The sequence below is a fragment of the Roseovarius salis genome (assembly GCF_044472985.1).
GTDB classification, from domain to species: Bacteria; Pseudomonadota; Alphaproteobacteria; order Rhodobacterales; family Rhodobacteraceae; genus Roseovarius; species Roseovarius salis.
Genome location: NZ_JBISDG010000004.1, coordinates 109,425 through 134,878 on the forward strand (window position 1 = coordinate 109,425; position 25,454 = coordinate 134,878).

Genomic DNA, 25,454 nt, shown 5'->3' on the forward strand with positions numbered 1-25,454 from the left:
GAACGGTATCGGATCCGGTGACTGTGAAGGACGAAACAGACGATCAGGGCGTGGAATGGTCGGAATGCATCATCCGCATCCGCGACCACCAGGACAGAAAGGCGTTCGCGGCGCTGTTCCGGCATTTCGCGCCGCGCGTGAAGGCGTTCCTGATGCGATCGGGTGCGGATGCCGGGCTCGCGGAGGAATGTGCGCAAGAGGTGATGGCGACGTTGTGGCAAAAGGCGCATCTCTACGACCCTGCGCGCGCCAGCGCGGCCACGTGGATCTTCACGATCGCGCGCAACCGGAAGATCGACGCGCTGCGCAAGATGAAGCGCCCGGAACCCGAGGATCTGCCCTGGGGGCCCGAGGACGAGCCCGACCAGGAGGACATCCTGGCCCTGCAACAGGAAAGCAGGAAGCTGGAGGATGCCATAACGGCGCTTCCGCCCAAACAGAAGGAACTGATCGAAAAGGCGTATTTCGGTGATCTGAGCCACAGCGAAATCGCCGCCGAGACGGGCCTTCCCCTCGGCACGATCAAATCTAGAATCAGGCTGGCACTCGACCGGCTCCGCCACGCGATGAAGTAGACGACGATGAAACAAGACACGATAAAGCACCACCTGACCGACGGGCTTTTGATGGCCTATTCCGCAGGCACGCTGCCGGAGGCGTTCAGCCTGGCGGTGGCTGTGCACATCTCGATGTGCGACGAGTGCCGCGCCCGGCTTGGCGCGTTCGACGCGCTGGGCGGCGCCCTCGTGGAAGCTGCGCCAGCCACCGATATGTCCGACGGCAGCCTGGAGGCAACACTGGCCATGATCGAGGCGGGCGGCGGGCAGGCCGCCACGGCACGGCCGGCAGCGCCCCGGGCCAAGGGTGTGCTGCCCTCGCCCGTTCAGGAGTACGTAGGCGGGGATCTGGATGCCGTGCGCTGGCGCCCCATCGGCATGGGGGTCAAGCAGGCCATCCTGCCCACCGCCCCCGATGCCACCGCACGGCTTCTGTACATCCCCGCAGGGGCCGCGGTGCCAGATCACGGACACGCGGGAACAGAGCTGACCCTCGTGCTGCAGGGGGCTTTCGATGACGAGATCGATCATTTCGGCCCCGGCGACATCGAGGTTGCCGACGAAGAGGTGGATCACACGCCCGTGGCCGACATCGGCGCCGACTGCATCTGCCTTGCAGCCACCGATGCGCCGCTGAAATTCCGGTCGTGGATGCCGCGCATGGCCCAGCCGTTCCTGCGTATCTGATACCGGGTCGGCGTACGGCCTACCCGTACCGCCTGACGAAGTTGCGCAGAACCATCTCGGGGGCGAAAATGTCGGCACGGCGGCACATCGCGATCAGCTCGTCCGCGGTATCGGGTGGAAAGTAGCCCTTGTTTCGGTAGATGCGAATCCGTGTTTCGAACCCGTCGGCATCGGCCTCGGGGTGGAATTGTGTGGCATAGACGTGCTGGCCGTATTTCACCATCTGGTAGGGGCAGGCATCGGACCGGACAAGGTGGCGGCATCCACGTGGCAGGGCCTGTAACGCCTCCTTGTGGCCCACGAACGCATCGAAGGCTGTCGGCACGCCTTCCAGCAGCGGGTCCTCCTTGCCCTCGGCCATCACCTCGCAGGCCGACGTGCCGACAGGTTCGGAGTAGGCCCGTTTGCTAACGTCGCCGGAAAGGTGCCTGCCGAGGATGCCGATACCGTAACAACACCCAAGAAACGGGAAATCCGCCTCGACGATGGCGGGCATGAGTGACAGCACATCGGCCTCGATCCGGGCCTCGAGCGGGGTTTTCTCCTCTGGCTGGTCGCTGACGCAGCCGGGGCCACCCCCCACGATCACGCCGGCATGCTCGTCGAGGCGAAGGTCGCCGGGCAATCCCTGCCGGTCCAGCCGGATGCGCCGGGTCTCGTCCGGCTCCAGCCCGCCCTTGCGCAGGATCGCGGCGAACTCGTCATCGGCCGCCTCGGTCTCGGGCCGCAATTGCAGGATCAGGAACGGTCTGCGCATCCACGTGGTCTCCGGCTGACGTTCACTGACTGGCCGGTTTCTCATCGCCCGTCAAGCTGCGCGGCCCGACCGCCCGGCGCGTGCTTGACCCCGCGGGGCAAAGGAATACCCTGCGCGCCGACATTCCACCCGCGAAAGGACACCCAATGGCCCAGCGGCTCCACCTTGTCTTCGGCGGGGAGTTGAAAGACCCCTCGCGCAACGTCTTCAAGGATGTGAACGACCTGCATATCGTCGGGATCTTTCCCGATTACGAAAGCGCCTACAACGCGTGGAAGGCCGAGGCACAGCGCACCGTTGACAACGCGCACATGCGCTACTTCATCGCCCACCTCCACCGCCTGCGCGACGAAGAGGCCGCCGCCTCTCCGACCGAGGAATTCGGCTGAGACCGATGGGGCGCGCGGGACTCCTCGGCGCACGCCTCGCGCCCGGCCGCAACAGGGCAGGGGCCGGGGCGACGCCGGACCGGCCGCGCCCGCCGGGAGAGCTGGTGTGGTTCCACGCCACGCAGCAGAGCCATGCCGACGCCGCCGCGCAATTGGCCGAACGGCTTGTCGCCCTGCGCCCCGGGTTGCACGTGCTGCTGACATCCGACAAGGGCGCGGAACCGCGCGAGACGCAGCCGACGCATGTCATCGTGGCCCCCCTCCCCGACGACTCGGGCTCGAACGGCAATGACTTTCTCTCGTACTGGCGCCCGGACATCTGTCTTTGGGCCGGTGGCGCCCTGCGCCCAGGGCTGCTGACGCTCGCGCACCGGCAGGGCATTCCTCTCTACCTTGTCGATGCGGACGAGGCGCACCTGTCACGTCCCGGGTGGCGCTGGCTTCCCGACGCGTCGCGACAGGCGCTGAAGCGCGTGTCGATGGTGCTGGCCCGCAACACAGCCACCGAGACCTACCTGAGGCGTCGTATCGGCCTGCGCGAGACGCCCATCGTGGTCACCGGCACGCTGCGCGAGGAATCCAAGCCGCTACCCTACAAGGAGGAAGACCGCGAGGAACTCGCCGGTATTCTGCGCGGCAGGCTGGTCTGGCTGGCCGCGCGGCTGCGGACGGACGAGATCGACACCGTCCTTTCGGCGAATGCCCGCGTCATGCGCATGTCCCACAGGGTGCTGCTCGTGATCCTGCCGGACGACCCCGGCGAGACGCAGCCATTCCACGATGCACTCGACACCGCCGGGCTGAGGTATGTCACGTGGTCGGAGGGCGGGATGCCCGACGACTCGACACAGGTCATCCTCGCCGATACGGCCGGAGAGCTGGGGTTGTGGTACCGGATCGCGCCGATCACCTTCATGGGCGGGTCGCTGTGCGAGGGCGCGCATGGCAGCGACCCCAACGAACCCGCGGCCCACGGGTCGGCCATCGTTTACGGCCCCAATGTGCGGGCGTATCTGCCCGCCTATTCCCGCTTTGCCGAGGCCGGGGCAGCGCGCATCGTGCGGGATGCCGCTTCGCTTGCGCAGGCGGTGCAGTCGATCATTCCGCCGGACCAGTCCGCGGCGATGGCCCATGCGGCGTGGGACGTGGCCACGCAGGGCGCGGCGGTCATGGACCGGCTGGTCGATGTCGTGAACGAGGCGCTCGACACGCGGGCCGCTTCGTGATGCGCGCGCCGGGGTTCTGGAGCAATCCACCCGACCGTCCCGGGGTGCTGGCAAGGATACTGGCGCCGCTCGGCGCAGTTTACGCCCGCGCCACGTCGCGCCGTGTCGGCCGCGCGCCGGAATTCCGGCCCGGCGTGCCGGTGATCTGTGTCGGCAATCTCAATGCCGGGGGCACCGGCAAGACCCCGACGGTGATCGCCCTCGTCCAGCGCCTGCAAGATCGCGGCGTGTCGCCGGTGGTGGTGTCGCGGGGCCACGGCGGCCGGCTGGACGGGCCGGTGGAAGTCGACCCGGCCGTCCACGGTTACAGGGATGTTGGCGACGAGCCCCTGCTGATCGCCGCGTTCACGCGGGTGATCGTCGGAAAGGACCGCGCCGCCGCCGCGCGCCGGGCCGTGGCCGCGGGTGCCGACGTGATCGTGCTGGATGACGGGTTCCAGAACCCCGCCGTGGCCAAGACCCTGTCGGTCGTGGTCGTCGACGCCGTGCAGGGCTTTGGCAACGGGCGTTGCGTGCCCGCCGGCCCGCTACGCGAGCCGGTTTGCGCCGGGCTGTCACGCGCCGACATGGTGCTTTCCATCGGTGCCGACGCCGCGCAGGCACGGTTCGCGGCGGATTGGCGGGACAGGATAACAGTGCCGATGCTAACCGGCCGGCTGGCCCCGCTGCAAACCGGCATGGACTGGTCGGAAACTCGGGCGCTGGCCTTTGCCGGGATCGGGTATCCGGAAAAGTTCTTTGCCACGCTGCGCGGCCTCGGCGCGGATCTCGCCCGTGCCGAGGCGCTGGAGGATCACCAGCCGCTCACCCCCGCCTTGATGACGCGCCTTGAAAACGAGGCCAGGCTTCTGGGCGCACAGCTTGTCACGACGGAAAAGGACGCCGTGCGGCTTCCGACCGGTTTCCGCCAGAAGGTGCTGACACTGCCGGTCAGGCTGGAGGTCGCGGACTGGTCCGCGCTCGACACCGAACTCTGCCGGCTCGGGCTGGGGGCCGGCGCGGCGCGATGACCCGCTTCAGTCCAGCTGGTAGCCGGGCGTGGAACGGGAAATTTCCCGCTCCTGCTCGGTCATGCCCTCGGGGATCCCTTCGAAGAGCGGCGTCGTCATGTATCGCTCCCCGGTGTCGGGCAGCATGGCGAGGATTACGGTTCCCGGCTCCGCCGTCCGGGCAAGCTGCATCGCCACGGAAAAGGTGGACCCGCCCGAGACGCCGGTAAAGATCCCCTCCTGCGCCGCAAGTTTCTGCGCCCACGCGATGCCGTCGGACCCGGCCACGGGGATGAGGTCGTCGTAATATCCCTCGTCGATCGCTTCCTGCAGCACCAGCGGGATGAAATCGGGCGTCCAGCCCTGTATCGGGTGCGGCTCGAAGGCAGGGTGGCTGGCCGACGGCTCGCCCCTGTCGTTGCGCTCCTGCGGGGTGCCGCTGCCGATCAGCGCGGCATTGGCCGGTTCCGACAGCACGATCCGCGTCTCCGGGCGCTGCTTGCGCAGAACGCGGCCGATGCCCGTCACAGTGCCGCCGGTGCCGTACCCCGTCACGACACAATCCAGCCGATGACCATCGAAATCACCCACGATTTCCTGCGCGGTGGTGGCCTCGTGGATGTCGGCGTTGGCCTCTGTCTCGAACTGGTGGGCAAGGAACCAGCCATTGCGCTCGGCCAGTTCCACGGCCTTGCGATACATCCCGAAACCCTTCTCGGCCTTGGGCGTCAACACCACCTTGGCCCCGAGCATCCGCATCAGGCGCCGCCGCTCGATGGAAAACGTCTCGACCATCGTGACGACCAGGGGATAGCCTTTCTGCGCGCAGACCATCGCCAGGCCGATACCGGTGTTGCCGCTCGTCGCCTCCACCACGGTCTGGCCTGGCTTCAGCGCCCCGGTCTGCTCGGCCCGTTCGATGATGCCGATTGCCAGCCGGTCCTTGACCGAGGCCGCAGGGTTGAACGCTTCCGCCTTGACGTACATCTCCACCCCTTCCGGGGCGAGATTGTTGACGCGGATCGAAGGCGTGTCGCCGATCGTGTCAAGCACGCTGTCGAAAAGCCGTCCGCGCCCCCGGGTCGTGCGCACTCCATCACTGACCATGTCTGCCTCCCTGTAAAAACCGGCCTTTGGCGACAGCGTAACATGCACCCCGCATCCATGCTGACTTTTCTGGCGGACGTTCGCGGAACGATGTTGCACGAAACGGCATGCCGGCGAGGACCAGGTTCCGTCATCCGCTGCACGGGGCACGGTACGCGTGCCCTGCGAACCTTGCGGCACCGCCACACCGTCTCTAGGTTTACAGTCGTGACGTTCGAGCGCGGGGGTGGCCACGATGACGGACCAGGAACAGCAAGTCCCGTCGCGACAGGACCGGACCGAGGCGATCCGGCACGCGCTGGAGACCGCCGGGGAGGTGACACAGTTCGTCCCCGCCGACACAGGATACATCGAGGTTCCCGTGGTCGAGCTCGACCAGAGCTGGGTCGTCTACCGCGCGGACAACGGGCGCGTGATGTCAGAACTCGCCGAGGCCGCGCGCCAGCGCGAAACCACGATCGACGACCTCAGGGCGCGTGCCGAAAGCGCCGAGGTGCAGGCGATGCTGCACACCCTTTTGATCGAAAAGGCACGCGATCCCGGCGGCCCGATCTACGCGGAGCTGGAACGTTACGGCCGGCAGACCGACCCGCTGCTCATCCGCAAGGACGGCGTGGTGCTCAACGGCAACCGGCGGCTTGCGGCGATGCGGGATCTGCTGGACCGGGACGCCGGCAAGTATGACAGCTTTTCCCGCGTCCGGGCCGCCGTGCTGCCGGGCGACCTGACCGAGCACCAGATCGAGTTCATCGAGGCGGCGTTGCAGATGGCCCCCGATCTCAAACTCGATTACGGCTGGATCAACCGCCGACTGAAGCTGCGCCAGCACGTCACCGACATGAACCGCGACGCGGTGATCGAGGCCTACCGCTTCACCGACCCGGCCGAGATAGACCGCGAACTGGCCCAGCTGACACTGGCCGAGGAGTATCTCGACTGGATCGGCGAGCCGCGTCACTTCGCGCTCGTGGCCGATCACGAGGAGGCGTTCGTCGCGCTTCAGGCACAGCTGGAGGCAACGCCCAAGCCACACCTGTCGGATGCGTGGCAGCGCATCGGGTTCGCGATGATCAAGGCGCGACAGAGGCTCGACCGCAAGATCATGCACTACTTTCCCTTTACCGAACCGGCCCCGCAGGCAATCAAGAACTGGGTGCTGCGCACGCTTGCCGAGGATCACGGCATCGTCGAACGCCAGCGCGAGGGCGAGAACCGGCCGCTTGAACCGGCCGCCGCCGAGCGGTTGCTTTCCATCGTCGGCGACCCCGGACATGCCCGCGACACCGCGCTGGCAAGCATGGCGCTGATAGACACGCTCAAGGGCGACAGGGACCGTCTGATCGGTTATTCGCGGCTCAGCGCCCTGCTGCGCAACGCGATCCAGACGCTGGAGGGGATACGGCCCGAGGACCTGACCGAAGACCAGCTGCGCCAGCTGCGCGGGCAGATGGCCACCTTGCTGGAACTCACCGGCCCCGTCTCGCCCGAGGACGCGCGCGCCCACCGGGACGGGCAGACGAACCTGCGCGCGACCGTCAGGAAAACTTGGAAATCCGCGCGCCGGCTGATCGAGTGACGCCGGCGGCCGCCGCCCGGGCCGGCGCGCGCACTCACCGACCCGCCGCGGCAAGGAAAGGACCGTTCTTGCACGCGCCCCCTGTCTTCTGGTCACCCCTGCACCTATCGGCTAGGCTCCTGCGCGGGTGAACGCGGCAACAGACACGGAGGCGGTCATGACGGACCAACCTACGCCAAGGCAATCGGGCTTCTTCATGCCCGCCGAGTGGACGCCGCACAAGCGCACATGGATGATGTGGCCCTGCCGCGACGAGGTATGGGAGGACATGCAGGCGACGCGGCGGAATTACGCGGACGTGGCCCATGCCGTCCGCGAATTCGAACCGGTGACGATGGTCGTGCGCGCAGACGACGAGGCCGAGGCGCGCGACATGCTCGGCTCGGACATTGAAACGCTCGTGCACCCGATCGACGACAGCTGGGCCCGGGACGCGGGCCCCTGTTTCCTGACCGATGGCGCGGGCCACCGCGCCGGCGCATCGTTCCGCTTCACGGCGTGGGGCGGCAAGTACAGCCCGTATGACGGCGACGACAGCGTGGCGGGGGCGATTCTCGACTCCGTCGGCCTGCCGTGCTTCGACTCCGGCCTCGTCGCCGAGGGCGGCGGCATCGCGGTGGACGGCGAGGGCACCATCCTGACCACGAAAAGCTGCTTTCCCAATGCCAACCGCAACCCGGGCTGGTCAATCGAGGATATCGAGAGCGAGCTCAAGGAGATGCTCGGCGGCGACAAGGTCATATGGCTGCCCGGGAATGCCGAGGAAACCGAAACCGATGGCCATGTCGACGGCATCGCCATGTTCCTCGCCCCCGGTCTCGTCATGGTGCAGGGCAACGACCGCCCCGACCATCCGTGGCGCGACATCCATGCCGCGAACATCGCCGCGCTGGAGGGGCAAACGGACGCGCGAGGCCGTCCGCTGGAACTGGTGCACATTCCCGACGCCTTCGATTTCGAAACGGACAGCGACAATTTCTGCGATTCCTACGTCAACGCCTATCTGTGCAATGACGGCGTGATCGTGCCGCGCTACAACCTGCCCGAGGACGGGCTCGTGCGCGAACTGTTCGAGGAACACCTGCCCGGCCGTCGCGTCCGCATGGTCGACATCACCACTCTGGCCACGGGCGGTGGCGGCATCCATTGCATCACCCAGCAGGAGCCCGACACCGGGGCATGCTGACGGGCGTGCCCCCCGAAACCGAGGCTGGACGCCCGCGCGCGCCCGCCCTAGGCTGCGCCGGGATTCCGAGGGAGAGCGACGGATGCCGACAGGCACGAACATCAAGACTTACTTCGACGGCACGTGGCACGAGGGGGATATCCCCGTCATGAACGCCGCCGATCACGGCGCTTGGCTGGGCAGCAACGTGTTCGACGGGGCGCGTTATGCGCATGGCCTGACCCCTGATCTCGACAAGCACTGCGCGCGCGTCAACGCCTCGGCCCGGGCGCTGATGGTCACCCCGACGGTGAACGTCGATGAAATGGTCGGGATCATCCACGAGGGGCTAAAGATGTACCCGAAGGAGTCGGCTGTCTACATCCGCCCGATGTACTGGGCCATCGACGGCGGCATGTCCGCCATCGTTCCCAAGGAGGACGGCCGGACAGGCTTTGCCATCAGCCTGGAGGAAATCCCGATGGCCGCGCCCGATGCTGCTGCGACGCTGACGCGCACTCGCTTCCGCCGCCCGGTGCTGGAGGACGCGGTGGTCAACGCCAAGGCCGCCTGCCTTTATCCCAACAACGCCCGCATGCTGGCCGAGGCACGCGACAAGGGCTTTTCCAACGCGCTGGTGGCCGATGCGCTCGGTAACGTGGCCGAGGCCGCAACCGCCAATGTCTTCGCCGTCAAGGACGGCGAGGTGTTCACGCCCGTCCCCAACGGCACGTTCCTGTCGGGCATCACACGCGCGCGCCATATCGAGAACCTGCGCGCCGACGGCGTGCGCGTCCACGAAACCGTGATGACCTTCGAGGATTTCCATGATGCCGACGAGGTGTTCCTGTCGGGCAACATGATGAAGGTCACCCCGATCACCGCCTTCGATGAAACCCGATACCAGGTCGGCCCGGTCACGCGGCGCGTGCGCGACATGTACTGGGACTGGGCCGCGTCAACGAGGTGATGCCATGTCGGCCGATCCGCTGCTCCAGCCCTACCAGCTCAGGCACCTGACGCTGAAGAACCGTCTGATGATCTCGGCGCACGAACCGGCCTATACCGAGGACGGCATGCCAAAGGACCGCTATCGTGCCTACCACGTGGAACGGGCACGAGGCGGCGTGGCACTGACCATGACCGCGGGTTCGGCGGTGGTGTCACGCGACAGCCCGCCCGCCTTCGGCAACATCCTCGCCTATCGCGACGAGGTCGTGGGCTGGATGCGCAAGCTCACCGACGATTGCCATGACTACGGCTGCAAGGTGATGATACAGCTCACGCATCTGGGCCGCCGGACACGGTGGGACACGGGCGACTGGCTGCCGTCGGTGGGGGCCGGGCCGCGACTGGAGCCGGCACACCGCGCTTTTCCGAAGGTGGCCGAGGACTGGGACATCGCCCGCATCGTCGCGGACTACGCCGACGCTGCCGAACGGATGCGGGATGCCGGCCTCGATGGGATCGAGATCGAATGCTACGGCCACCTGATGGATCAATTCATCAGCCAGCTCACCAACGCGCAGGGCGCGCCATGGGGCGGAGATTTCGAGAACCGTATCCGCTTTGCCATGGAGGTCATGCGCGCCTGCCGCGCGCGGGTCGGCGACGATTTGGTCCTCGGAATCCGCATGGTCGCGGACGAGGACGCCCCCGGCGGCATACCGGTGGAGGAGGGCGTCGCCCTTGCCAACCGGCTCAAGGCCGAGGGTCTGGCCGATTTCGTCAACGTCATCCGCGGCCGCGTCCACACCGACGCCGCGCTGGCCGACGTGATCCCCGTTCAGGGCATGCGTTCTGCTCCGCATCTGGATTTCGCGGGCCGGCTGCGGCACGAGGTCGGCCTGCCCACCCTGCATGCCGCCAAGATAGCCGATGTCGCCACCGCGCGGCACGCGGTGTCACAGGGGCTGCTGGACATGGTGGGCATGACCCGCGCGCACATCGCCGAGCCACATATCGTGAAGAAGATCGAAGAGGGACGCGAGGACGACATACGCCCCTGCGTGGGCGCGACCTATTGCCTCGGCCGCATCTACCAGGGCGAGGCGGCGCTGTGCATTCACAACCCCGCCACGGGGCGCGAACGGACCATCCCGAACGAGATCGCCCCGGCACAGACACGCAAGCGCGTGGTCGTGGTCGGCGCCGGCCCCGGCGGGCTGGAAGCCGCGCGCGTGGCCGCCGAGCGCGGCCATGACGTGACCGTGTTCGAGGCCGCCGACCGCCCGGGCGGACAGGTGCGGCTGACAGCCCGGACGAAGAGCCGCGCCGACATGAGCGGGATCATCGACTGGCGCGTGGCGCAGTGCGAGAAACACGGCGTTGCCTTTCATTACAACACCTTCGCGGGCAAGGAGGACGTTCTGGCGCTGGACCCCGACGTGGCGATCCTCGCAACCGGCGGCCTGCCCAACACCGATACGCTGGAAACGGGCGGAGAGCTCGTGGTGTCCACATGGGACATCCTGTCGGGCGATGCCAAACCGGGCCAGAACGTCCTGGTCTTTGACGACGCGGGTGATTTCGCCGCGCTGCAGGCGGCTGAGAAGCTGGCCGAGTCCGGCGCCAATGTCGAGGTCATGAGCCCCTATCAGGCCACCTCGCCCGAGGTGGCCGGGATCACCTTCGTGCCTTTCGTGCGCAAGCTACAGGCACGGGACGTGACCTTCACGGTCACGTGGCGCCTTCTCGGGGTGGAACGCGACGGCAACCGGCTGAAGGCGGTCGTGGGATCGGATTACACCGAGGAGCGGCGCGCGCGGGAGGTGGACCAGGTGGTGGTCAACCACGGGATCACCCCGCTGGACGACCTCTATTTCGAGCTCAAGCCATTGTCCGAGAACCTCGGCGCGGTCGATTACGAGGCGCTCGTCGCGGGCGCGCCGCAGACCCTCTCCGGCGGTCCGGGGGGCTTTCGTCTCTACCGCATCGGTGACGCGGTCGCATCCCGCAACACCCACGCCGCGATCTACGATGCGCTCAGGCTGGCGAAGGACATTTGACGCCGCGCACGACGCGGCTTGCCGTGGGTTAATGCCGGTTATCCATTCGTTTCCTAGCCTTGAAGACAGGCTTGGTCAGGAGACTGGAGTTCGGCCATGACACCTCGAATTGATGCAATCACGCGCATCGCGGCGCTTTCGTCTGTCGCGCTGGTCGTCGCGTCGTCTGTCACGGCGCAGGAAACGGCGTTCGGAAAGCGCCTTTACGAGGAGAACTGCGTGGCCTGCCATGGCCCGACGGGCAAGGGCGACGGGGCCGTGGCGGCGCTGTTCAACGCGGCTCCGCCGAGCCTGCGCAAGCTGTCGGAGATGAACGGCGGCGTCTTTCCGTTCGAGCTGGTTTATACCACGATCAGCGGCGAGCGCGAGGTTCAGGCGCACGGCATCAAGATGCCCGTCTGGGGCAGTGTTTTCCGCCGGGAAGCCGTATCTGGAAGCGACTACCCCGGTATCATGGGCGAAGAGGTGATCGAGGCGCGCAAGCTCGCGCTGACCTATTACGTCGAATCGCTTCAGGAGTAGCGCGAACGCGCCCGGCTAACGCGGCGTTCCGGGTGACAAGGGACGCTTCACGCTCCATCATGCCTCCGCAAAGACGGAGGCCTGAATGACCCGATATCCCCACATGCTCGCCCCGCTCGACCTGGGCCACGTGACGCTGAAGAACCGCGTCATGATGGGGTCGATGCACACCGGGCTGGAGGAAACGAAGGACTGGAACCGCGTCGCCGAGTTCTACGCCACGCGCGCCCGCGCGGATGTCGGGCTGATGGTCACCGGCGGCATGGCACCCAACCCCGAGGGCGGCGTGTTTCCCGGCGCGGCGGGTCTTTACACCGCCGAGGATATCGCGAACCATCGCGTCGTCACCGACCGCGTGCACGATGCCGGCGGGCGGATCGCGATGCAGGTTCTGCACGCGGGCCGCTACGCCTACAGCCCGGACTGCGTTGGTCCAAGCCCCGTCAAATCCCCGATCTCGCCCTTTCCGCCAAAAGAGCTGGACGAGGACGGCATCGAGAAACAGATAAGCGACATCGTCACCGCGGCGGCCCGCGCGCGCGAGGCCGGATATGACGGGGTCGAGATCATGGGGTCGGAGGGGTATTTCCTCAACCAGTTCCTCGTGAAACACACCAACCAGCGGACGGATCGCTGGGGCGGCTCCTATGAAAACCGGATGCGCCTGCCGCTGGAGGTGGTGCGCCGCGCCCGCGCCGCGGTCGGCGCGGATTTCATCCTGATCTACCGTTTGTCGATGATCGACCTCGTGCCAGACGGCTCGACCTTCGACGAGGTGATCCGGCTGGCGCAGGAGGTCGAGCGCGCCGGCGCGTCGATCATCAATACCGGCATCGGCTGGCACGAGGCGCGGGTGCCGACCATCGCCACCTCGGTTCCGCGCGGGGCCTTCACTTGGGTGACGGGCAAGCTGATGGGAAAGGTTGGCATTCCGGTCATCGCATCCAACCGGATAAACACGCCGGAACTTGCCGAGGACATCATCGCCTCGGGCACGGCCGACATGGTCAATCTCGCCCGCCCCTTTCTCGCCGATGCGGAGTTCGTGAAGAAGGCGATGGAAGGCCGCGCCGACACGATCGCCCCCTGCATCGCCTGCAACCAGGCCTGTCTCGACCATACCTTCAGCGGCAAGATTTCCACGTGCCTCGTGAACCCGCGCGCCTGTCACGAGACGGAACTGACGATAACACCCGCCGCCGCGGCCAAGACGGTCGCCGTCGTCGGCGCCGGCCCGGCGGGGTTGTCGGCGGCGATGACGGCGGCAGCGCGTGGCCATGACGTGACGCTTTTCGACCGCGACACGCGGATCGGCGGCCAGCTCAACATGGCGCGCGAGATCCCCGGCAAGGAGGAATTCCACGGCCTCGTGTCATGGTACGAAACGATGATGGCCGAACACGGGATACGCCTGAAGCTGGGGCAGGACGTGACGCCGGCACGGCTCGACGGCTTCGACGAGGTGATCGTCGCCACCGGGGTTCTGCCGCGCGATCCGGGCATCCCCGGGCAGGACGGCGACAACGTGCTCAGCTACGCGGATGTCCTGCGCGGCAAGGCCCCGGTCGGACCCCGCGTGGCAATCGTCGGCGCCGGCGGCATCGGGTTCGACGTGGCGGAATTCCTTGTCCACGAGGGAACAAGCCCGACGGTGAAACTGGATGAATGGCAGGCGGAATGGGGCGTGTGCGATCCGGCCCGGCACCGCAGCGGCCTGTGCCCCGAAGGCCCGCGGCCCGACCCCCCCGCCCGGCAGGTCACGCTGTTGCAGCGCAAGGCCGAACGACCGGGCAAGCGGCTTGGCAAGACGACGGGCTGGATCCACCGGTTGTCGCTACGGATGAAACAGGTCGAGATGATCCCCGGCGTCAACTACGAACGCATCGACGCCGACGGGCTGCACATCAGCTTCGGCGAGTCGCGGGAAAACCCCCGCCTGATCGAGGCGGACACCGTGGTGCTGTGCGCCGGGCAGCTGAGCGAACGGTCCTTGGCGGACGCGCTCGAAGCCGCGGGGCGCGACGTGCACGTGATCGGGGGCGCCGATGTCGCGGCCGAACTGGACGCCAAGCGCGCCATCGACCAGGGCACGCGCGTGGCCGCCATGCTGTGACCCGGCAGGCCGCATCATGTTTACGGCGGCGCGCGCGGCGCCACCGTTTCCGTGTCACGAACGATGCAAAGGAAAACCCAGATATTGTCGGTCAGCCGCCGCAGTTGTGCCCGAATTTGGCGGGATAACCGCCCAAGTTCGACACGCACAGAGGTATCGAGTATGGATCGCCTGACCGAGATGGAGGCATTTGCGACCGTGGTGGACCAAGGCGGGTTTACCGACGCGGCGCGCAAGATGGGAATTTCGAAATCCGCTGTCTCCAAGCACGTCTCGTCGCTCGAGGCGCGGCTCGGGGCGCGGTTGCTGAACCGCACGACCCGGCGAGTCAGCCCCACCGAGATCGGACTGGCCTACTATGACCGTGCCCTTCGGGTTCTCAACGATGCGGGCGAGGCCGACGCGCTGGTCAGTTCGATGCAGTCCGACCCGTCGGGCCTGCTGCGCATTTCCGTGGCCACTGATTTCGGGGTGAACCATCTCAGCCCGATCATAGGCCACTTCCTTGCCGACTATCCCGACATCACCGTCAACATGGTGCTCAACAACCGCTATGTCGAACTGATCTCGGAAGGCTTCGACATGGCGATCCGCATCGGCGAGCTGGAGGACAGCACGCTGCGCGCACGCAAGCTCACCGAAACGACCAAGCGCATGATCGCCAGCCCCGCCTACATCCAGAAATACGGCCGTCCGTCCAAGATCGATGACCTCAACGAGCACAAGCTGCTGCATTATTCGAGCCAATCCGGCGGCTCGGTGTGGAAACTCACGGCCCCGTCTGGCGAAAAGCGGCAGGTGAGGACCGCCGGCGGCCTGTCGGTCAACGACGGGCAGTCCCTGCTGAACGCCGCGATTTCCGGCCTTGGTATCGCCTACCTTCCCAGTTTCCTCTACGCGCAGGCGATGAAGGACGAGCAGGTCGTCGACGTCATCCCGGATCTGCCCTACGAGGTACAGGGCATCTACGCCGTCTACCCGCCCGGCCGCTTCACGCAGCCCAAGGTGCGCGCGTTCATCGACTTTCTGGTGGACGCCTTCGCCGACAAGGGGCCGACAGACTGGTAGGTCACGTCATACCGGCCCGATGCCCAACGGACACCGGCATCGCACACACGCTGTGCGGTGTGCGCGGTTGCCATTGCCTCTGCCGCCTCCACATTGATGGGAGGGAAAGGAAGGCAAAGGGACGAAACGAATGGCTGACCCGAAACTCCTCACGATTTCCGGCTCGCTGCGGAAAGGATCCTACAACCGCTTGCTCCTGCGCGAGGCCGTGCGCGCCTTTGGCCCGGCGGAAGTGACAGAGGCCGACCTGGACCTGCCGCTCTATGACGGCGACCTCGAGGACGCCCATGGCATCCCCGAAAAGGTCCATACCCTCGTGGAGCAGATTAGGGCCGCCGACGCCGTGGTGATTTCCTCGCCCGAATACAACAAGGGGATCACGGGCGTGCTCAAGAACGCGTTCGACTGGATCAGCCGGGTCAGCGGCGCCACCTTCAAGAACAAGCCGACGGTCGTGATGTCCGCCAATGCAGGGCGCACGGGCGGCGAGACCGGGCAGTTCATGGTGATGAGTTGCCTCGTGCCGCTGCAGCCCGATATCCTGCCCGGCCCGATGCTGTGCGTGGCGTCCGCGGCAGATGAATTCGACGCCGACGGCAATCTGGGCAATGACCGCTACCGGAAGGTGCTGAGCAACAAGATGGACGCGCTGCGCGCGCGCGTCACCTAGGCGCCCCCATGCGCACGGCTTGGCGGCGGCGGCCCCAGTTCCCCGGCGGCCCCGCGATGACACCGGGAAAGGACGTGCCGCAGGCAGTGCAGGCGCCGGTCGTGCCGAGCCGCCATTCCGACAATTCATGCCAATCGCGCCCGATCACCATTTCCCCGCAGCCGCTGCAATAGCTCGACTGCGCCGGCGCGTGATGCGCGTTGCCGATATAGACATGGTTCAACCCCGCGGCGCGCGCGATCCGACGGGCGCGCAGCAGCGTCTCGACCGGCGTTCGCTGGTGCGACAGCATCTTGTGGTCGGGATGGAACGCGGTGAAGTGCAGCGGAACATCCGCGCCGCAGCTTTCCAGCACCCACCGGCTCAATTCCTCGATCTCGGCATCGCCGTCGTTCTCGCCGGGGATCAGCAGGGTCGTCAACTCGACCCAGCAATCGGTTTCGTGCACGGCGTACGCGATGGTTTCCAATACCGGCGCAATGTCCGATCCCGTGAGTTTGCGATAGAACTCCGCGGTGAACCCCTTGAGGTCGATATTGGCAGCGTCCATGGCGGGAAAGAATTCCCGCCGCGGCGCATCACAGACATAACCGGCCGTTACTGCGACCGTCCTGACCCCTGCCTCGCGGCAGGCCTGGGCGGTGTCGAGCGCGTACTCGTGAAAGATCACCGGATCGTTATAGGTAAACGCGACCGAGGCGCAGCCATGCCCCGCTGCCACACCGGCGATGGTTTCGGGGCTTGCCTCGTGGGCGAGGCTGTCCACCTCGCGGCTCTTGGAAATCTCGTGGTTCTGGCAGAACTTGCAGGCGAGGTTGCAGCCCGCCGTTCCGAAACTCAGCACGGGCGTTCCCGGCAGGAAATGGTTGAGCGGCTTTTTCTCGATCGGGTCGATGCAGAAACCGGTAGAGCGGCCATAGGTGTCAAGCACCATGCCGTCGCCCTGCCGCATCCGCACGAAGCACATGCCGCGCTGCCCGTCGCGCAGGGTGCAAAAACGGGGGCAGAGGGTGCATTTCAGGCGGCCGTCGACCTCCTTGGTCCAGTATCGTGCAGGGTGCATTCGAATCCGGGCTTTGTTTCGCCATAGTCCGTTCCTATGTAGGTATCGCTCGAGACAATGAACAGACCATCACGCATATCGACCCGCTACCCGGCCGTTGCCGGGCGGTTCTTTCCAGCCACCGCTGAAAAGCTGGAAGAGGCCGTCAAGGGCTATCTCGCGGGGGCCGCGCCCGGCGCGGCTGCGCCAAGGGCCATCATTTCACCGCATGCCGGCTATCCCTTTTCGGGGCGCTTGGCCGGCGCCGCGTGGGCCGCAAGCCGCGACGCGGCGCCGGGGCAGGTCGTGGTGCTGTCGCCAGCGCACCAACACGCCTTCGAAGGCGTCGCCATGCCGTCGCAGGACCGTTACGCCATGCCGGGGTTCGATGTCCGGATAGACGCCGCCGCGCGGCGTGCGCTGGCGGATCGCGGTCTCGCCCATGTCGAGGATGCCGCGCATGACCGCGAGCATGGCGTGGAAACGCAGCTGCCCTTTCTGAATGCCCTGCATCCGGACGCCATGGTCGTGCCCCTTGTCATCGGGCGTGCCGCGCCGGGACAGGTCGCGCAGATCGTCGACGCGCTGACGGGCATGGACACGGCGCCGCCGCTCTTCGTGCTGTCCAGCGATCTGAGCCATTTCCTGACGCGGGACGCAGCGCACGCGCATGACGCGGAAACCGCCCGCCTGATCGAAACGGGCGATCATGATCGGATCGGCGGCGCGCATGCCTGCGGCGCCACGGCGATCCGCGGGTTCATGGAATCGGGTTTCGGCCGCGGTCTGCGCGTGCAGCGGCTCGGCATGGCAAACAGCGCAGAGGTGACCGGCGACACGTCGCGAACGGTGGGGTACGGGGCATGGGCGCTCTACACCGGCAGGGACGAGATTCTTGGCGACGAGCATCGCGCCGCCCTCTTGCGGGCCGGGCGGCAGGCACTCGCCGCGCGTCTGTCCGGGGGCGCCTCGACATCGGTCGCGGTTGGGGATTTCGGCCATCCCTTGCAAGGCCACGGCGCGGCCTTCGTGACTCTTCTCAAGGACGGCGCATTGCGGGGATGCATCGGCTCGCTCGTGCCGCGTCAGCCACTTGTCACGGACGTGGTGGACAACACGCTCAAGGCCGGTTTCCACGACCCGCGTTTCGCCCCTATGGCCGCGGACGAGCTGGAGCGGGTGACCCTCAAGATCGCCACTCTGTCGCCGGCGGCCCCCTTGCGTGTCAGGACCGAGACCGACCTGCTGTCGCGGCTGTCCCCGGGCCGGGACGGGCTCGTGCTGTCGGATGGTCCGCGTCGCGGGGTTTTCCTCCCGATGGTCTGGGACAGCCTGCCGGACCCGCGGGATTTCGTCACCGCGCTCAAGCAGAAGGCTGGGCTGCCCCCCGGCCACTGGAGCGATACGCTGACGTTCGAGCGTTTCAGCGCCGAGAGCTTCGGCGAGCCGGCCTGACCCTCACACCGGGTTGGATATCTCGATCAGGTTCCCGTCCGGGTCGCGCAGGTAGAGCGAGGTGATCGGCCCCGTCGCCCCGGCGCGCGGAACCGGTCCTTCCTCGACCGCGATCCCGCAGGTGGCCAGATGCGCCTGCCAGTCGGCCAGCGGCGCATCGCTGAGAAAGCACAGATCGGCGCTGCCGGGCCCCGGCGCCGCCGCCCGCGGAAGGAACTCCGCCCCCGCCTGGTGCAGGTTGATCTGCTGCGCGCCGAACCGCAGGGCGTGGCGGGGGGTGCCGCCGGCCGGGGTGAACGTCACCGGCTCCATGCCAAGGACATCGCGGTAGAACGCGAGCGTGGCGGCGATGTCGCGCACGGTCAGCACAAGATGGTCGAGGGATCGAAGACGCGGCACGGGATTTGCGGATTGTGGCGGATCACGGTCCCGCTTACCCTGCCCGCATGACAGGCACCGCGCAATCCCTGACCGACCGCCTCGACGTGACCCGCGCCCGCGCGATGCAGGCCACTCTGGGCCAGGATCCAACGCTGGAGGACGGCGACCCGATGCCGCCCTTCTTTCACCAACTCTATTTCTGGGATCCGCAACCGCCCCGCCGTCTTGGGCGCGACGGTCACCCCAGCGTTGGCGGCATGATACCCGACATGGGATTGCCGCGGCGGATGTGGGCAGGCGGCCAGCTGCGCTTCGAGTCGCCCCTACTGGCCGGGGTGCCGGCCCGGCGCATCACGCAGGTGGAAAAGACCGCCAGGAAGCAGGGGCGCAGCGGCGCCCTCGGCTTCGTCACGCTGCGCCACGAGATCCATCAGGGGGACCGCCGCGCGCTGACCGAGTTGCAGGATCTGGTCTACCAGGAGGACCCCGATCCCGGTGCCACACCGCCCGTGCCGCAGGCCGCGCCGGCCGACGAGGACACGTCCGAAACCGTCACGTTCGACACCACCACGCTGTTTCGCTACTCGGCGCTGACCTTCAACGGGCATCGCATCCATTACGACATCGACTATGCGCGGCAGGTGGAGGGCTATGCCGGTCTCGTCGTTCACGGCCCGCTTCTGGCGCAGCTTCTGATGCTCATGGCCGAACGGCAGCTCGGGCGGCTAAGAACATTCGATTTCCGCGCCACGGCGCCCCTGATGCATTCCGAGGCTGCCACGCTGTGCTGGAAAGCAGATGGCACCGCCTGGGTCCGGGGGCCGGACGGGCGGCAATGCATGACCGCGACCGCCGGATGAAACACCGCTACGGACAGTCGAAGGGCCGGTAGGACGGTGCGATATCCCCGGTCGCGCGGTAACGCCCCGATGGCGCGACGATCCGGCCCGCCCTGCGCAGGCCGTTCACGCCTTCGCACAGGCTGAACGGCACACCGGCAGAGCATGCAAACGCGCGTGCAACGGACCGGAAGCGCACCCCGGGACCGACGGGATCACAGGCCTGCCTGCGTTCCGTGGCACTGTCGGGGCGGCGGGGGGAAACCCGCCCCCCGCGCATGACGGTCCGCCCCGCGCCCGGGGGTTCCGGCGCCACGCGCGGCTCGCAGAGGCCGCTGGCGACCAGACCGGCCGCGGCGTCGCGCCCTTCCTTTGCGCAGGACGCGGTTGTCCCGCGCAGGTCGCAAACGACATGTCCACCCCGCAGGAAGGTGTTGAGCAGCGCCTTCGCCTGCCGCCCTGCCATGGTCCCGGGGTTCGGGCAGGTCACGCCGCGCAGGCGGTATTCAACCCCGTCGAGCGACAGCCTCTCGCCGGAAAGTGCGATCCAGACCCTCGGGGTGCCGTCACGTGCCGGGGCGGAGACATCCGACCGCGCCGCAGGCGCGGCGAGAGCGACAACCAGCACGATCGCAAGGCGCGGCATCATGACATCGCGCCCCCTTACAGCGATGCCCCGGGGCGGAAGCCGTCGGGGATCGTGTCATGCCCTTCCAGCAGCAGATCCGCCATGACCTGCCCTATCTTTGGCGCCATGCCGAACCCGATCTTGAACCCCCCGTTGGCAATGAACTCGGCCTCGTGCAGCGGGTGCGGCCCCAGCATGGGCGCACGCGACCGGGACCGGGGGCGCAGGCCGGCCCAACGCTCCACCACGCGCGCGCCGTGCAGAACCGGAACCGCCCGCATGGCGCGGTCGATCACCTCGTCAAGCTGCGCGTCGGTCGTGTCTGGCGCATCGAAGTCACGCTCCGAGGTGGACCCCACCGCCGTCGTACCGTCGGCGTGCGGAACGATGTGGATGCCATCCGCGAATATCTGCGGGCTGTCAGCTGCCGCGAAATGCAGCAAGGCCCCCTGCCCCTTGACCGCGCCGCCCACCGTGCGCCCTGCATGCTCCGAAAGTTCCCGGAGTCCGGCAACACCGGTAGCGTGGACCACCCGGCCGACGGGCGCGCCCTCGCGCAAGATCATCGCCCCGCCGGCGCGCAGCGCCCCGGCGAGGGACTGGCAGGCGCGGCGCGGGTGCAGCCGCGCCGAAAGCGTGTCACGGATCACGAACCCCGTCGGTGTGGCCGGCGTCCAGCCATCGCACGGGGGGGCCACCACCTCCCAGACGGCGCGGCCCTGCCAGAGATCCCGCGCGGCCTCTGCCCGGATGCGGGCCAGTTCCAACGCGCGGTCGTCCACCACCGGCTGCAAACGGCCCAGCCGGGCATAGCCGGGCGAGATCCCCGAGGCCGCCTCGACCCCGGCCCAGAACTTCCCGGCCATCAGCAAGCTGTCAAGCTGGAACGCCTTCTTGTCGTTCCAGTTCTCGGGCACGTGCGGGGCAAGCGCCCCCACGACACCACCCGAAGCGCCGGCGCCCGGGCCATGCGGGTCTATCACCTGGACGCGCGCACCCCTCTTCAGGCAGCTCCAGGCGATGGACAGCCCGAAAATGCCCGCGCCGAGAACGGTGATGTCCGGCCGCTCCATGGCCGCTCTCCCTTGCAGTGTCACCCGCCCTATCGCATGGCGGGACCTGCATGTATATCGGCACGCGGGGGGCAGGGACAATGTGCGACGACACAGAAGGGCAAGCCGACATAGCCTGGCGCAACGGCGATGTGCCCGTGTCGCGCCGTTTCGACGACCCGTATTTCAGCCTCGAGGACGGGCTCGCCGAAACGGCGCACGTGTTTCTCGACGGCAATCGACTGCCCGACAGGTTCACCGACGGGTTCCATGTCGCGGAGCTGGGTTTCGGCACGGGGCTGAACCTGTTGGCTGCGCTTGCCCTCTGGCGCAACAACGGCACAGCGGGCGTGTTGCGCTACACAAGTTTCGAGGCCTACCCGATGGCCCCGCCGCAGCTGATGCGCGCGCAGGCCGCGTTTCCGGCGCTGGCGCTCCTGGCCGCGGAACTCGCACCGCACTGGGGCCGCGACGAGATCATCCTGTCGGACCTGCGCTTTCGTCTGGTCACTGGCGATGCGCGCGAGACCCTGCCGCGATGGGGCGGCGCCGCCGACGCATGGTTCCTCGATGGCTTTTCCCCGGCCCGCAACCCCGAGCTTTGGGAACCCGCCCTGATGTCGGAGGTGTACGCGCACACCAAACCGCGCGGAACCGTGGCCACCTACACGGCGGCCGGTGGGGTGCGTCGCGGTCTGGCGGCGGCGGGATTTGAAGTCACGCGGAGCCCGGGCTATGGCCGGAAACGGCACATGACACGCGCCGTGAAAGGACCCGCATGACCGATCAGAGCACGCGCGCCGGCATCCTTCTGATGCTGACCACCACCTTCATCTTCGCGGTGCAGGACGGCATCTCGCGCCATCTAGCCGGCGAATACAACGTCTACATGGTGGTGATGATCCGGTACTGGTTCTTTGCAGCCTTCGTGATCACGGTGGCCGGGCGCAAGGCGGGCGGCATCCGCGCGGCGGCGGCCACGTCGATCCCCTGGCTTCAGGCGTTTCGCGGCGTGCTGCTGGTGGCGGAGATCTGCGTCATGGTGTTGGGCTTCACCCTGCTGGGGCTGGTGGAGAGCCACGCCGTCTTTGCCTGTTACCCCCTGCTTATCGCCGCGCTTTCGGGCCCGGTGCTGGGTGAACGGGTAGGCTGGCGCCGGTGGGCGGCCATCGCCGTGGGCTTCGTCGGGGTGACCATCATCCTCGAACCGGGGTTCGGCGTGTTCCAGCCCGAGGCCGTGGTGCCGCTCATCGCTGCGCTGATGTTCGCGCTCTACGGTCTGCTGACGCGTTACGTCGGCCTGCGGGACAGCGCCGCGACCAGCTTCTTCTGGACAGGGACGGTCGGCATGGTGGCCATGACCGCCGTGGGCGTGTGGTTCTGGGAACCGATGACCGGGACCGACTGGGCATGGATGGGGGCATTGTGTGTGACCGGGGCGCTTGGGCATTTCACCCTCATCAAGTGCTACGAACTGGCCGAGGCCAGCGCGGTGCAGCCCTTCGCGTATTTCCAGCTCGTCTTTGCCAGCACGCTCGGGATCCTGGTGTTCGACGAAACGATCCGGCCAAACGTCGCGGCGGGGGCGGCGCTCATCGTCGGGGCCGGGCTCTTCGCGCTGTGGCGCGAGCGGCGCGCCAAATGACCGGCTGCGGCACTTTTTCCGCTTTCGCTTGCCACCTGACCCCGCCACAAGGGCGACAGGGACGGGAATAGAAACCACCGTGGACATGTTCGCACGCCTTCGGCAGCCCCGGCACCTGACAGGGGGCATCGTGTCGCTGCTGCTGGCAGTGATCGTGGCCCTGCGCGTGATCGCGGCGCCGCTCGTGGTGGCCGCGCCGCAGCCGGGGCTGATCGCGATATGCTCGGGCGGGCAGATCCATTACGTCTCGTTCGACGGCACGCCGGTGGAACCGGACGCACCGGCCGCCGACACCTGCCCGTTTCTGGGCATAACGCTGGCGCTGGCCGATCCCGTTCCGGCCATACCCATGGCGCGGACCGGGCGGACCGGCCGTCTCCAGCCCGTCCCGTTCACCGCGCATGTTCCGGCACGCACGGTCCCGGGCAACCCGGCGCGTGCGCCTCCCCTTTCGGCCTGACCCTCTCGAATCGAACACGTCAGATACCGGGCCTCATGCGAGGGGACCCGAAAAAAGGGACAGACCAATGAAAACCCGAATGATTTTCGCCCTGGTGCTCGGCGCCGGGCTGATCGGCAATACGGCCTCGGCCGAAATGCCGATGGAATCGAACATGTCGCAACCCGGCGGCGGGATGGGCGGCATGCGTCATCACATGCACGGTCCCGTCGGCGTGAAAGGGCGGCACATCCTGCCGGAGGGCAAGTTCGTGCTGACCTATCGCGCCGGGCACATGGCCATGGGCGGCAACAGGGCCGGCACGACCGATCTCGACCCGACCTTCATCGCCACGACGGTGCCCAACCGATTCTCCGGCCGGCCGGGCCAACCGCCCACCCTGCGGGTCGTGCCGACCGAGATGACGGGCACCATGCACATGGTGGGGGCCATGTACGGCGTGACCGATCGCCTGACTGTCGGTGCGATGGCGCCGTGGATCAGGAAATCCATGACGTCGCTCACCTTCGCCGGGCCAGTCGGTCCGACCGTCCTCGGCGCGAACGGCATGGACTCCGAGGGCTGGGGCGATGTCAGGTTGTCGGCACGCTATCGCGCGATCAGGCAGGGACGGCGCAGCCTGCTTCTGGGCCTGGGGCTTAGCCTGCCAACCGGATCGATCACGGAAACCGGCCCGATGCTGTCACCGTCCGGCAGGATCATGATTGGGCGGATGGCGTACGGAATGCAGCTTGGCTCGGGCACGTTCGACCTGCACCCTGCCCTGACATGGCAGGACGGCCGCGGGCGGCTCAACTGGGGCGGCCAGCTTTCCGCCACGCTCCGGCTCGGCAGCAACGAGGAGGGATACACGCTGGGCAACGCGGCCACCGCCACGACGTGGATCAGCCACAGGACGGCCGACTGGGTCAGCCTTTCAGGCCGGATCGAGGCACGGAGCGCGGGCCACATAGACGGCATCGACCCGGCCATCGTGATGCCAACGCAAGGGGCCGACCCGCTCAACTACGGCGGCCAGAGCGTCGCCCTTTATGCGGCGGCGGATTTCTCGCCGCAGGACGGCCCGCTGAGAGGGCACAAGATCGGCCTGGAGCTGGGCGTGCCTGTCTACCAGCATGTCAACGGCGTCCAGCTCAAGCGCGACTGGTCGCTCACGCTGGCGTGGCGCAAGCCGTTCTGAGCGGCGGATGCCGGGGCTGGCGCGTCATGCGAACCGGCCCTGGCAGAACCAGCCCGAACTCTTGGCGGCACCGTGGGCGTAAAAGAGCCACAGCGCCTCGCCCCCCTCGGTGGTCACCTGCCAGTAATCGCGCACGCCGCTGCGCCAGTCGGGTTCGTCCAGCCACCATTCCGGGGCGATGCGCTCGGGCCCTCGCGCGGCGGCCAGCCGATGCGTGCGCCCGCGCCACCGGAACTCGGACGACAGGCGCGGACGATCGGGGGCCATCACCGGTTCCGGCCGCCAGATGAGCAGGGGGCGAGGGGCCGGCGGGGCCGGCCAGCCATCCGCCGGCCCCGACCACGCCGCGGCCAGAACTTGCGCCGTTTTTTCAGGGATATGGCTGCTGACCGGGTGACGGCGGGTGATCGCCTCCATGCCGATGCGCCCGCCGATCCGGCCGATCAGGTCCTCCACCGCCATGCCCCGGTCGCGGCGCGCACGCGCGTGCTCGGCCGCCTCCATGTGGCCCGTCATGGGACGGTGATGCAGCGGTTCGGTCTGCACCGCCTCCAGCCGCAGCATCTCGATACCAAAACCCGCCTCGATCTCGTCCACCCTGTGGGCCAACAGGGGGCGGATGCGGTCGGGCACGTCGGCGGCACGGGCCAGCCCCGCCTCGATCCACTGCATCGTATCGTCCACGCGCCAGGCCTGCAGGCGCACCCGGCGCGCCCCGCGGCCCTTGTCACGCAAAAGCCCGCACAGCCGTGGCACCAGCCGGTCGAGCGCGGCCAGCATGTCCCCCGTCAGCCCGATGGGGTCGGGCAGGGTCAGCCGCGTGGCGAAACGCGGCGGCGCGCAAGGCAAAGCGACGATCTCAATTCCGCGATGAAACAGCCTTCATAGGCGAACTTGGAACCGATCACGCCGTCGCGAAAGTCGCGAACAATGACAAC

26 protein-coding genes are annotated in these 25,454 nt (G+C 67.5%); 19 read left to right on the plus strand and 7 right to left on the minus strand.

The annotated features are described in order from the left end of the window. Positions 1-23 precede the first annotated feature (23 nt). Together ACH13J_RS02605 and ACH13J_RS02610 are read left to right on the plus strand one after the other, a co-directional pair. On the plus strand, positions 24-575 hold the full coding sequence (locus tag ACH13J_RS02605) for a sigma-70 family RNA polymerase sigma factor (RefSeq protein WP_397541749.1): 552 nt from the start codon (positions 24-26) through the stop codon (positions 573-575). A gap of 6 nt (positions 576-581) precedes the next feature. Continuing rightward, on the plus strand, positions 582-1,244 hold the full coding sequence (locus ACH13J_RS02610) for a ChrR family anti-sigma-E factor (protein ID WP_397541750.1): 663 nt from the start codon (positions 582-584) through the stop codon (positions 1,242-1,244). A gap of 19 nt (positions 1,245-1,263) precedes the next feature. Here ACH13J_RS02610 and ACH13J_RS02615 read toward each other — a convergent pair whose 3' ends face one another. Continuing rightward, positions 1,264-2,001 (minus strand): glutamine amidotransferase, encoded by a 738-nt coding sequence (locus tag ACH13J_RS02615; protein ID WP_397541751.1) that lies wholly within the window; start codon positions 1,999-2,001, stop codon positions 1,264-1,266. Positions 2,002-2,147: 146 nt separating this feature from the next. Between ACH13J_RS02615 and ACH13J_RS02620 the strand changes: the two genes are divergently transcribed. From ACH13J_RS02620 to lpxK, 3 genes are read left to right on the plus strand one after another with little or no spacing between them, the layout of a single operon-like run. Then, positions 2,148-2,390 carry a DUF4170 domain-containing protein gene (locus tag ACH13J_RS02620; protein WP_397541752.1) on the plus strand — a complete coding sequence of 81 codons (243 nt, stop codon included), beginning with the start codon at positions 2,148-2,150 and terminating at the stop codon, positions 2,388-2,390. Between the two features lie 5 nt (positions 2,391-2,395). Continuing rightward, positions 2,396-3,616 carry a glycosyltransferase N-terminal domain-containing protein gene (locus ACH13J_RS02625; RefSeq protein WP_397541753.1) on the plus strand — a complete coding sequence of 407 codons (1,221 nt, stop codon included), beginning with the start codon at positions 2,396-2,398 and terminating at the stop codon, positions 3,614-3,616. Beyond that, on the plus strand, positions 3,616-4,626 hold the full coding sequence (lpxK, locus tag ACH13J_RS02630; protein WP_397541779.1) for a tetraacyldisaccharide 4'-kinase: 1,011 nt from the start codon (positions 3,616-3,618) through the stop codon (positions 4,624-4,626). Before ACH13J_RS02625 ends, lpxK begins: the two co-directional genes overlap by 1 nt. 6 nt (positions 4,627-4,632) lie before the next feature. Here lpxK and ACH13J_RS02635 read toward each other — a convergent pair whose 3' ends face one another. After that, positions 4,633-5,712, minus strand: a complete 1,080-nt coding sequence (locus ACH13J_RS02635) for a pyridoxal-phosphate dependent enzyme (RefSeq protein WP_397541754.1) — start codon at positions 5,710-5,712, stop codon at positions 4,633-4,635. Between the two features lie 235 nt (positions 5,713-5,947). Here ACH13J_RS02635 and ACH13J_RS02640 point away from each other — a divergent pair, with 235 nt between their 5' ends. From ACH13J_RS02640 to ACH13J_RS02675, 8 genes are all read left to right on the plus strand, one after another. Beyond that, positions 5,948-7,288, plus strand: a complete 1,341-nt coding sequence (locus tag ACH13J_RS02640) for a hypothetical protein (RefSeq protein ID WP_397541755.1) — start codon at positions 5,948-5,950, stop codon at positions 7,286-7,288. A gap of 157 nt (positions 7,289-7,445) precedes the next feature. Beyond that, positions 7,446-8,474 carry an agmatine deiminase family protein gene (locus tag ACH13J_RS02645; protein WP_397541756.1) on the plus strand — a complete coding sequence of 343 codons (1,029 nt, stop codon included), beginning with the start codon at positions 7,446-7,448 and terminating at the stop codon, positions 8,472-8,474. Between the two features lie 82 nt (positions 8,475-8,556). After that, positions 8,557-9,423 carry a branched-chain amino acid aminotransferase gene (locus tag ACH13J_RS02650; RefSeq protein WP_397541757.1) on the plus strand — a complete coding sequence of 289 codons (867 nt, stop codon included), beginning with the start codon at positions 8,557-8,559 and terminating at the stop codon, positions 9,421-9,423. 4 nt (positions 9,424-9,427) lie between these two features. Further along, a complete protein-coding gene (locus tag ACH13J_RS02655; protein ID WP_397541758.1) occupies positions 9,428-11,461 on the plus strand; it encodes an oxidoreductase in 2,034 nt (677 codons plus the stop codon). 96 nt (positions 11,462-11,557) lie between these two features. Beyond that, positions 11,558-11,983, plus strand: a complete 426-nt coding sequence (locus ACH13J_RS02660; protein ID WP_397541759.1) for a c-type cytochrome — start codon at positions 11,558-11,560, stop codon at positions 11,981-11,983. Between the two features lie 85 nt (positions 11,984-12,068). Continuing rightward, entirely contained in the window at positions 12,069-14,096 is a 2,028-nt protein-coding gene (locus ACH13J_RS02665) for an FAD-dependent oxidoreductase (RefSeq protein WP_397541760.1), read from the plus strand. A gap of 162 nt (positions 14,097-14,258) precedes the next feature. Continuing rightward, positions 14,259-15,164 carry a LysR substrate-binding domain-containing protein gene (locus ACH13J_RS02670; protein WP_397541761.1) on the plus strand — a complete coding sequence of 302 codons (906 nt, stop codon included), beginning with the start codon at positions 14,259-14,261 and terminating at the stop codon, positions 15,162-15,164. A 130-nt stretch (positions 15,165-15,294) separates the two neighbouring features. Next, on the plus strand, positions 15,295-15,834 hold the full coding sequence (locus tag ACH13J_RS02675) for an NAD(P)H-dependent oxidoreductase (RefSeq protein WP_397541762.1): 540 nt from the start codon (positions 15,295-15,297) through the stop codon (positions 15,832-15,834). On the opposite strand, the gene amrS is transcribed toward ACH13J_RS02675, so the two are convergent. Beyond that, on the minus strand, positions 15,827-16,897 hold the full coding sequence (amrS, locus tag ACH13J_RS02680; protein ID WP_397541763.1) for an AmmeMemoRadiSam system radical SAM enzyme: 1,071 nt from the start codon (positions 16,895-16,897) through the stop codon (positions 15,827-15,829). The genes ACH13J_RS02675 and amrS overlap by 8 nt on opposite strands. A gap of 57 nt (positions 16,898-16,954) precedes the next feature. Between amrS and amrB the strand changes: the two genes are divergently transcribed. Continuing rightward, on the plus strand, positions 16,955-18,331 hold the full coding sequence (gene amrB / locus ACH13J_RS02685; protein ID WP_397541764.1) for an AmmeMemoRadiSam system protein B: 1,377 nt from the start codon (positions 16,955-16,957) through the stop codon (positions 18,329-18,331). 3 nt (positions 18,332-18,334) lie between these two features. Here the strand turns inward: amrB and ACH13J_RS02690 are convergent, their stop codons facing one another. Then, complete coding sequence (locus tag ACH13J_RS02690; RefSeq protein WP_397541765.1) at positions 18,335-18,730, minus strand: VOC family protein; 396 nt, start codon at positions 18,728-18,730, stop codon at positions 18,335-18,337. Positions 18,731-18,777: 47 nt separating this feature from the next. Here ACH13J_RS02690 and ACH13J_RS02695 point away from each other — a divergent pair, with 47 nt between their 5' ends. Then, positions 18,778-19,572, plus strand: coding sequence for an acyl dehydratase (locus ACH13J_RS02695; protein ID WP_397541766.1), 795 nt, complete (start codon positions 18,778-18,780; stop codon positions 19,570-19,572). A 7-nt stretch (positions 19,573-19,579) separates the two neighbouring features. Here ACH13J_RS02695 and ACH13J_RS02700 read toward each other — a convergent pair whose 3' ends face one another. Continuing rightward, positions 19,580-20,200 (minus strand): hypothetical protein, encoded by a 621-nt coding sequence (locus tag ACH13J_RS02700; protein WP_397541767.1) that lies wholly within the window; start codon positions 20,198-20,200, stop codon positions 19,580-19,582. 14 nt (positions 20,201-20,214) lie between these two features. Further along, complete coding sequence (locus ACH13J_RS02705; RefSeq protein ID WP_397541768.1) at positions 20,215-21,252, minus strand: FAD-dependent oxidoreductase; 1,038 nt, start codon at positions 21,250-21,252, stop codon at positions 20,215-20,217. 80 nt (positions 21,253-21,332) lie between these two features. On the opposite strand from ACH13J_RS02705, the gene mnmD reads away from it, so the two are divergent. The 4 genes from mnmD to ACH13J_RS02725 all read left to right on the plus strand — a co-directional run bounded on the left by mnmD (position 21,333) and on the right by ACH13J_RS02725 (position 24,516). Next, positions 21,333-22,013, plus strand: a complete 681-nt coding sequence (gene mnmD / locus ACH13J_RS02710; RefSeq protein WP_397541769.1) for a tRNA (5-methylaminomethyl-2-thiouridine)(34)-methyltransferase MnmD — start codon at positions 21,333-21,335, stop codon at positions 22,011-22,013. Continuing rightward, positions 22,010-22,876, plus strand: a complete 867-nt coding sequence (locus tag ACH13J_RS02715) for an EamA family transporter (RefSeq protein ID WP_397541770.1) — start codon at positions 22,010-22,012, stop codon at positions 22,874-22,876. Before mnmD ends, ACH13J_RS02715 begins: the two co-directional genes overlap by 4 nt. An 85-nt stretch (positions 22,877-22,961) precedes the next feature. After that, a complete protein-coding gene (locus ACH13J_RS02720; RefSeq protein ID WP_397541771.1) occupies positions 22,962-23,336 on the plus strand; it encodes a hypothetical protein in 375 nt (124 codons plus the stop codon). Between the two features lie 67 nt (positions 23,337-23,403). Further along, positions 23,404-24,516: a transporter gene (locus tag ACH13J_RS02725; RefSeq protein WP_397541772.1), complete on the plus strand. Its 1,113-nt coding sequence runs from the start codon at positions 23,404-23,406 to the stop codon at positions 24,514-24,516. A 24-nt stretch (positions 24,517-24,540) separates the two neighbouring features. Here ACH13J_RS02725 and ACH13J_RS02730 read toward each other — a convergent pair whose 3' ends face one another. Next, positions 24,541-25,365, minus strand: coding sequence for a hypothetical protein (locus ACH13J_RS02730; protein ID WP_397541773.1), 825 nt, complete (start codon positions 25,363-25,365; stop codon positions 24,541-24,543). Positions 25,366-25,454 lie beyond the last annotated feature (89 nt).

Bases quoted from the DNA above. Each gene is read 5' to 3' on its own strand.
- ACH13J_RS02670 (WP_397541761.1), top strand. From the start codon at position 14,259: ATGGATCGCCTGACCGAGATGGAGGCATTTGCGACCGTGGTGGACCAA.
- ACH13J_RS02650 (WP_397541757.1), top strand. From the start codon at position 8,557: ATGCCGACAGGCACGAACATCAAGACTTACTTCGACGGCACGTGGCAC.
- ACH13J_RS02655 (WP_397541758.1), top strand. From the start codon at position 9,428: ATGTCGGCCGATCCGCTGCTCCAGCCCTACCAGCTCAGGCACCTGACG.
- ACH13J_RS02695 (WP_397541766.1), top strand. From the start codon at position 18,778: ATGACAGGCACCGCGCAATCCCTGACCGACCGCCTCGACGTGACCCGC.
- ACH13J_RS02720 (WP_397541771.1), top strand. From the start codon at position 22,962: ATGTTCGCACGCCTTCGGCAGCCCCGGCACCTGACAGGGGGCATCGTG.
- ACH13J_RS02715 (WP_397541770.1), top strand. From the start codon at position 22,010: ATGACCGATCAGAGCACGCGCGCCGGCATCCTTCTGATGCTGACCACC.
- ACH13J_RS02615 (WP_397541751.1), bottom strand. From the start codon at position 2,001: ATGCGCAGACCGTTCCTGATCCTGCAATTGCGGCCCGAGACCGAGGCG.
- mnmD (WP_397541769.1), top strand. From the start codon at position 21,333: ATGTGCGACGACACAGAAGGGCAAGCCGACATAGCCTGGCGCAACGGC.
- ACH13J_RS02610 (WP_397541750.1), top strand. From the start codon at position 582: ATGAAACAAGACACGATAAAGCACCACCTGACCGACGGGCTTTTGATG.
- ACH13J_RS02700 (WP_397541767.1), bottom strand. From the start codon at position 20,200: ATGATGCCGCGCCTTGCGATCGTGCTGGTTGTCGCTCTCGCCGCGCCT.
- lpxK (WP_397541779.1), top strand. From the start codon at position 3,616: ATGCGCGCGCCGGGGTTCTGGAGCAATCCACCCGACCGTCCCGGGGTG.
- ACH13J_RS02625 (WP_397541753.1), top strand. From the start codon at position 2,396: ATGGGGCGCGCGGGACTCCTCGGCGCACGCCTCGCGCCCGGCCGCAAC.
- ACH13J_RS02725 (WP_397541772.1), top strand. From the start codon at position 23,404: ATGAAAACCCGAATGATTTTCGCCCTGGTGCTCGGCGCCGGGCTGATC.
- ACH13J_RS02620 (WP_397541752.1), top strand. From the start codon at position 2,148: ATGGCCCAGCGGCTCCACCTTGTCTTCGGCGGGGAGTTGAAAGACCCC.
- ACH13J_RS02635 (WP_397541754.1), bottom strand. From the start codon at position 5,712: ATGGTCAGTGATGGAGTGCGCACGACCCGGGGGCGCGGACGGCTTTTC.
- amrB (WP_397541764.1), top strand. From the start codon at position 16,955: ATGAACAGACCATCACGCATATCGACCCGCTACCCGGCCGTTGCCGGG.
- ACH13J_RS02665 (WP_397541760.1), top strand. From the start codon at position 12,069: ATGACCCGATATCCCCACATGCTCGCCCCGCTCGACCTGGGCCACGTG.
- amrS (WP_397541763.1), bottom strand. From the start codon at position 16,897: ATGCACCCTGCACGATACTGGACCAAGGAGGTCGACGGCCGCCTGAAA.
- ACH13J_RS02640 (WP_397541755.1), top strand. From the start codon at position 5,948: ATGACGGACCAGGAACAGCAAGTCCCGTCGCGACAGGACCGGACCGAG.
- ACH13J_RS02660 (WP_397541759.1), top strand. From the start codon at position 11,558: ATGACACCTCGAATTGATGCAATCACGCGCATCGCGGCGCTTTCGTCT.
- ACH13J_RS02645 (WP_397541756.1), top strand. From the start codon at position 7,446: ATGACGGACCAACCTACGCCAAGGCAATCGGGCTTCTTCATGCCCGCC.
- ACH13J_RS02705 (WP_397541768.1), bottom strand. From the start codon at position 21,252: ATGGAGCGGCCGGACATCACCGTTCTCGGCGCGGGCATTTTCGGGCTG.
- ACH13J_RS02675 (WP_397541762.1), top strand. From the start codon at position 15,295: ATGGCTGACCCGAAACTCCTCACGATTTCCGGCTCGCTGCGGAAAGGA.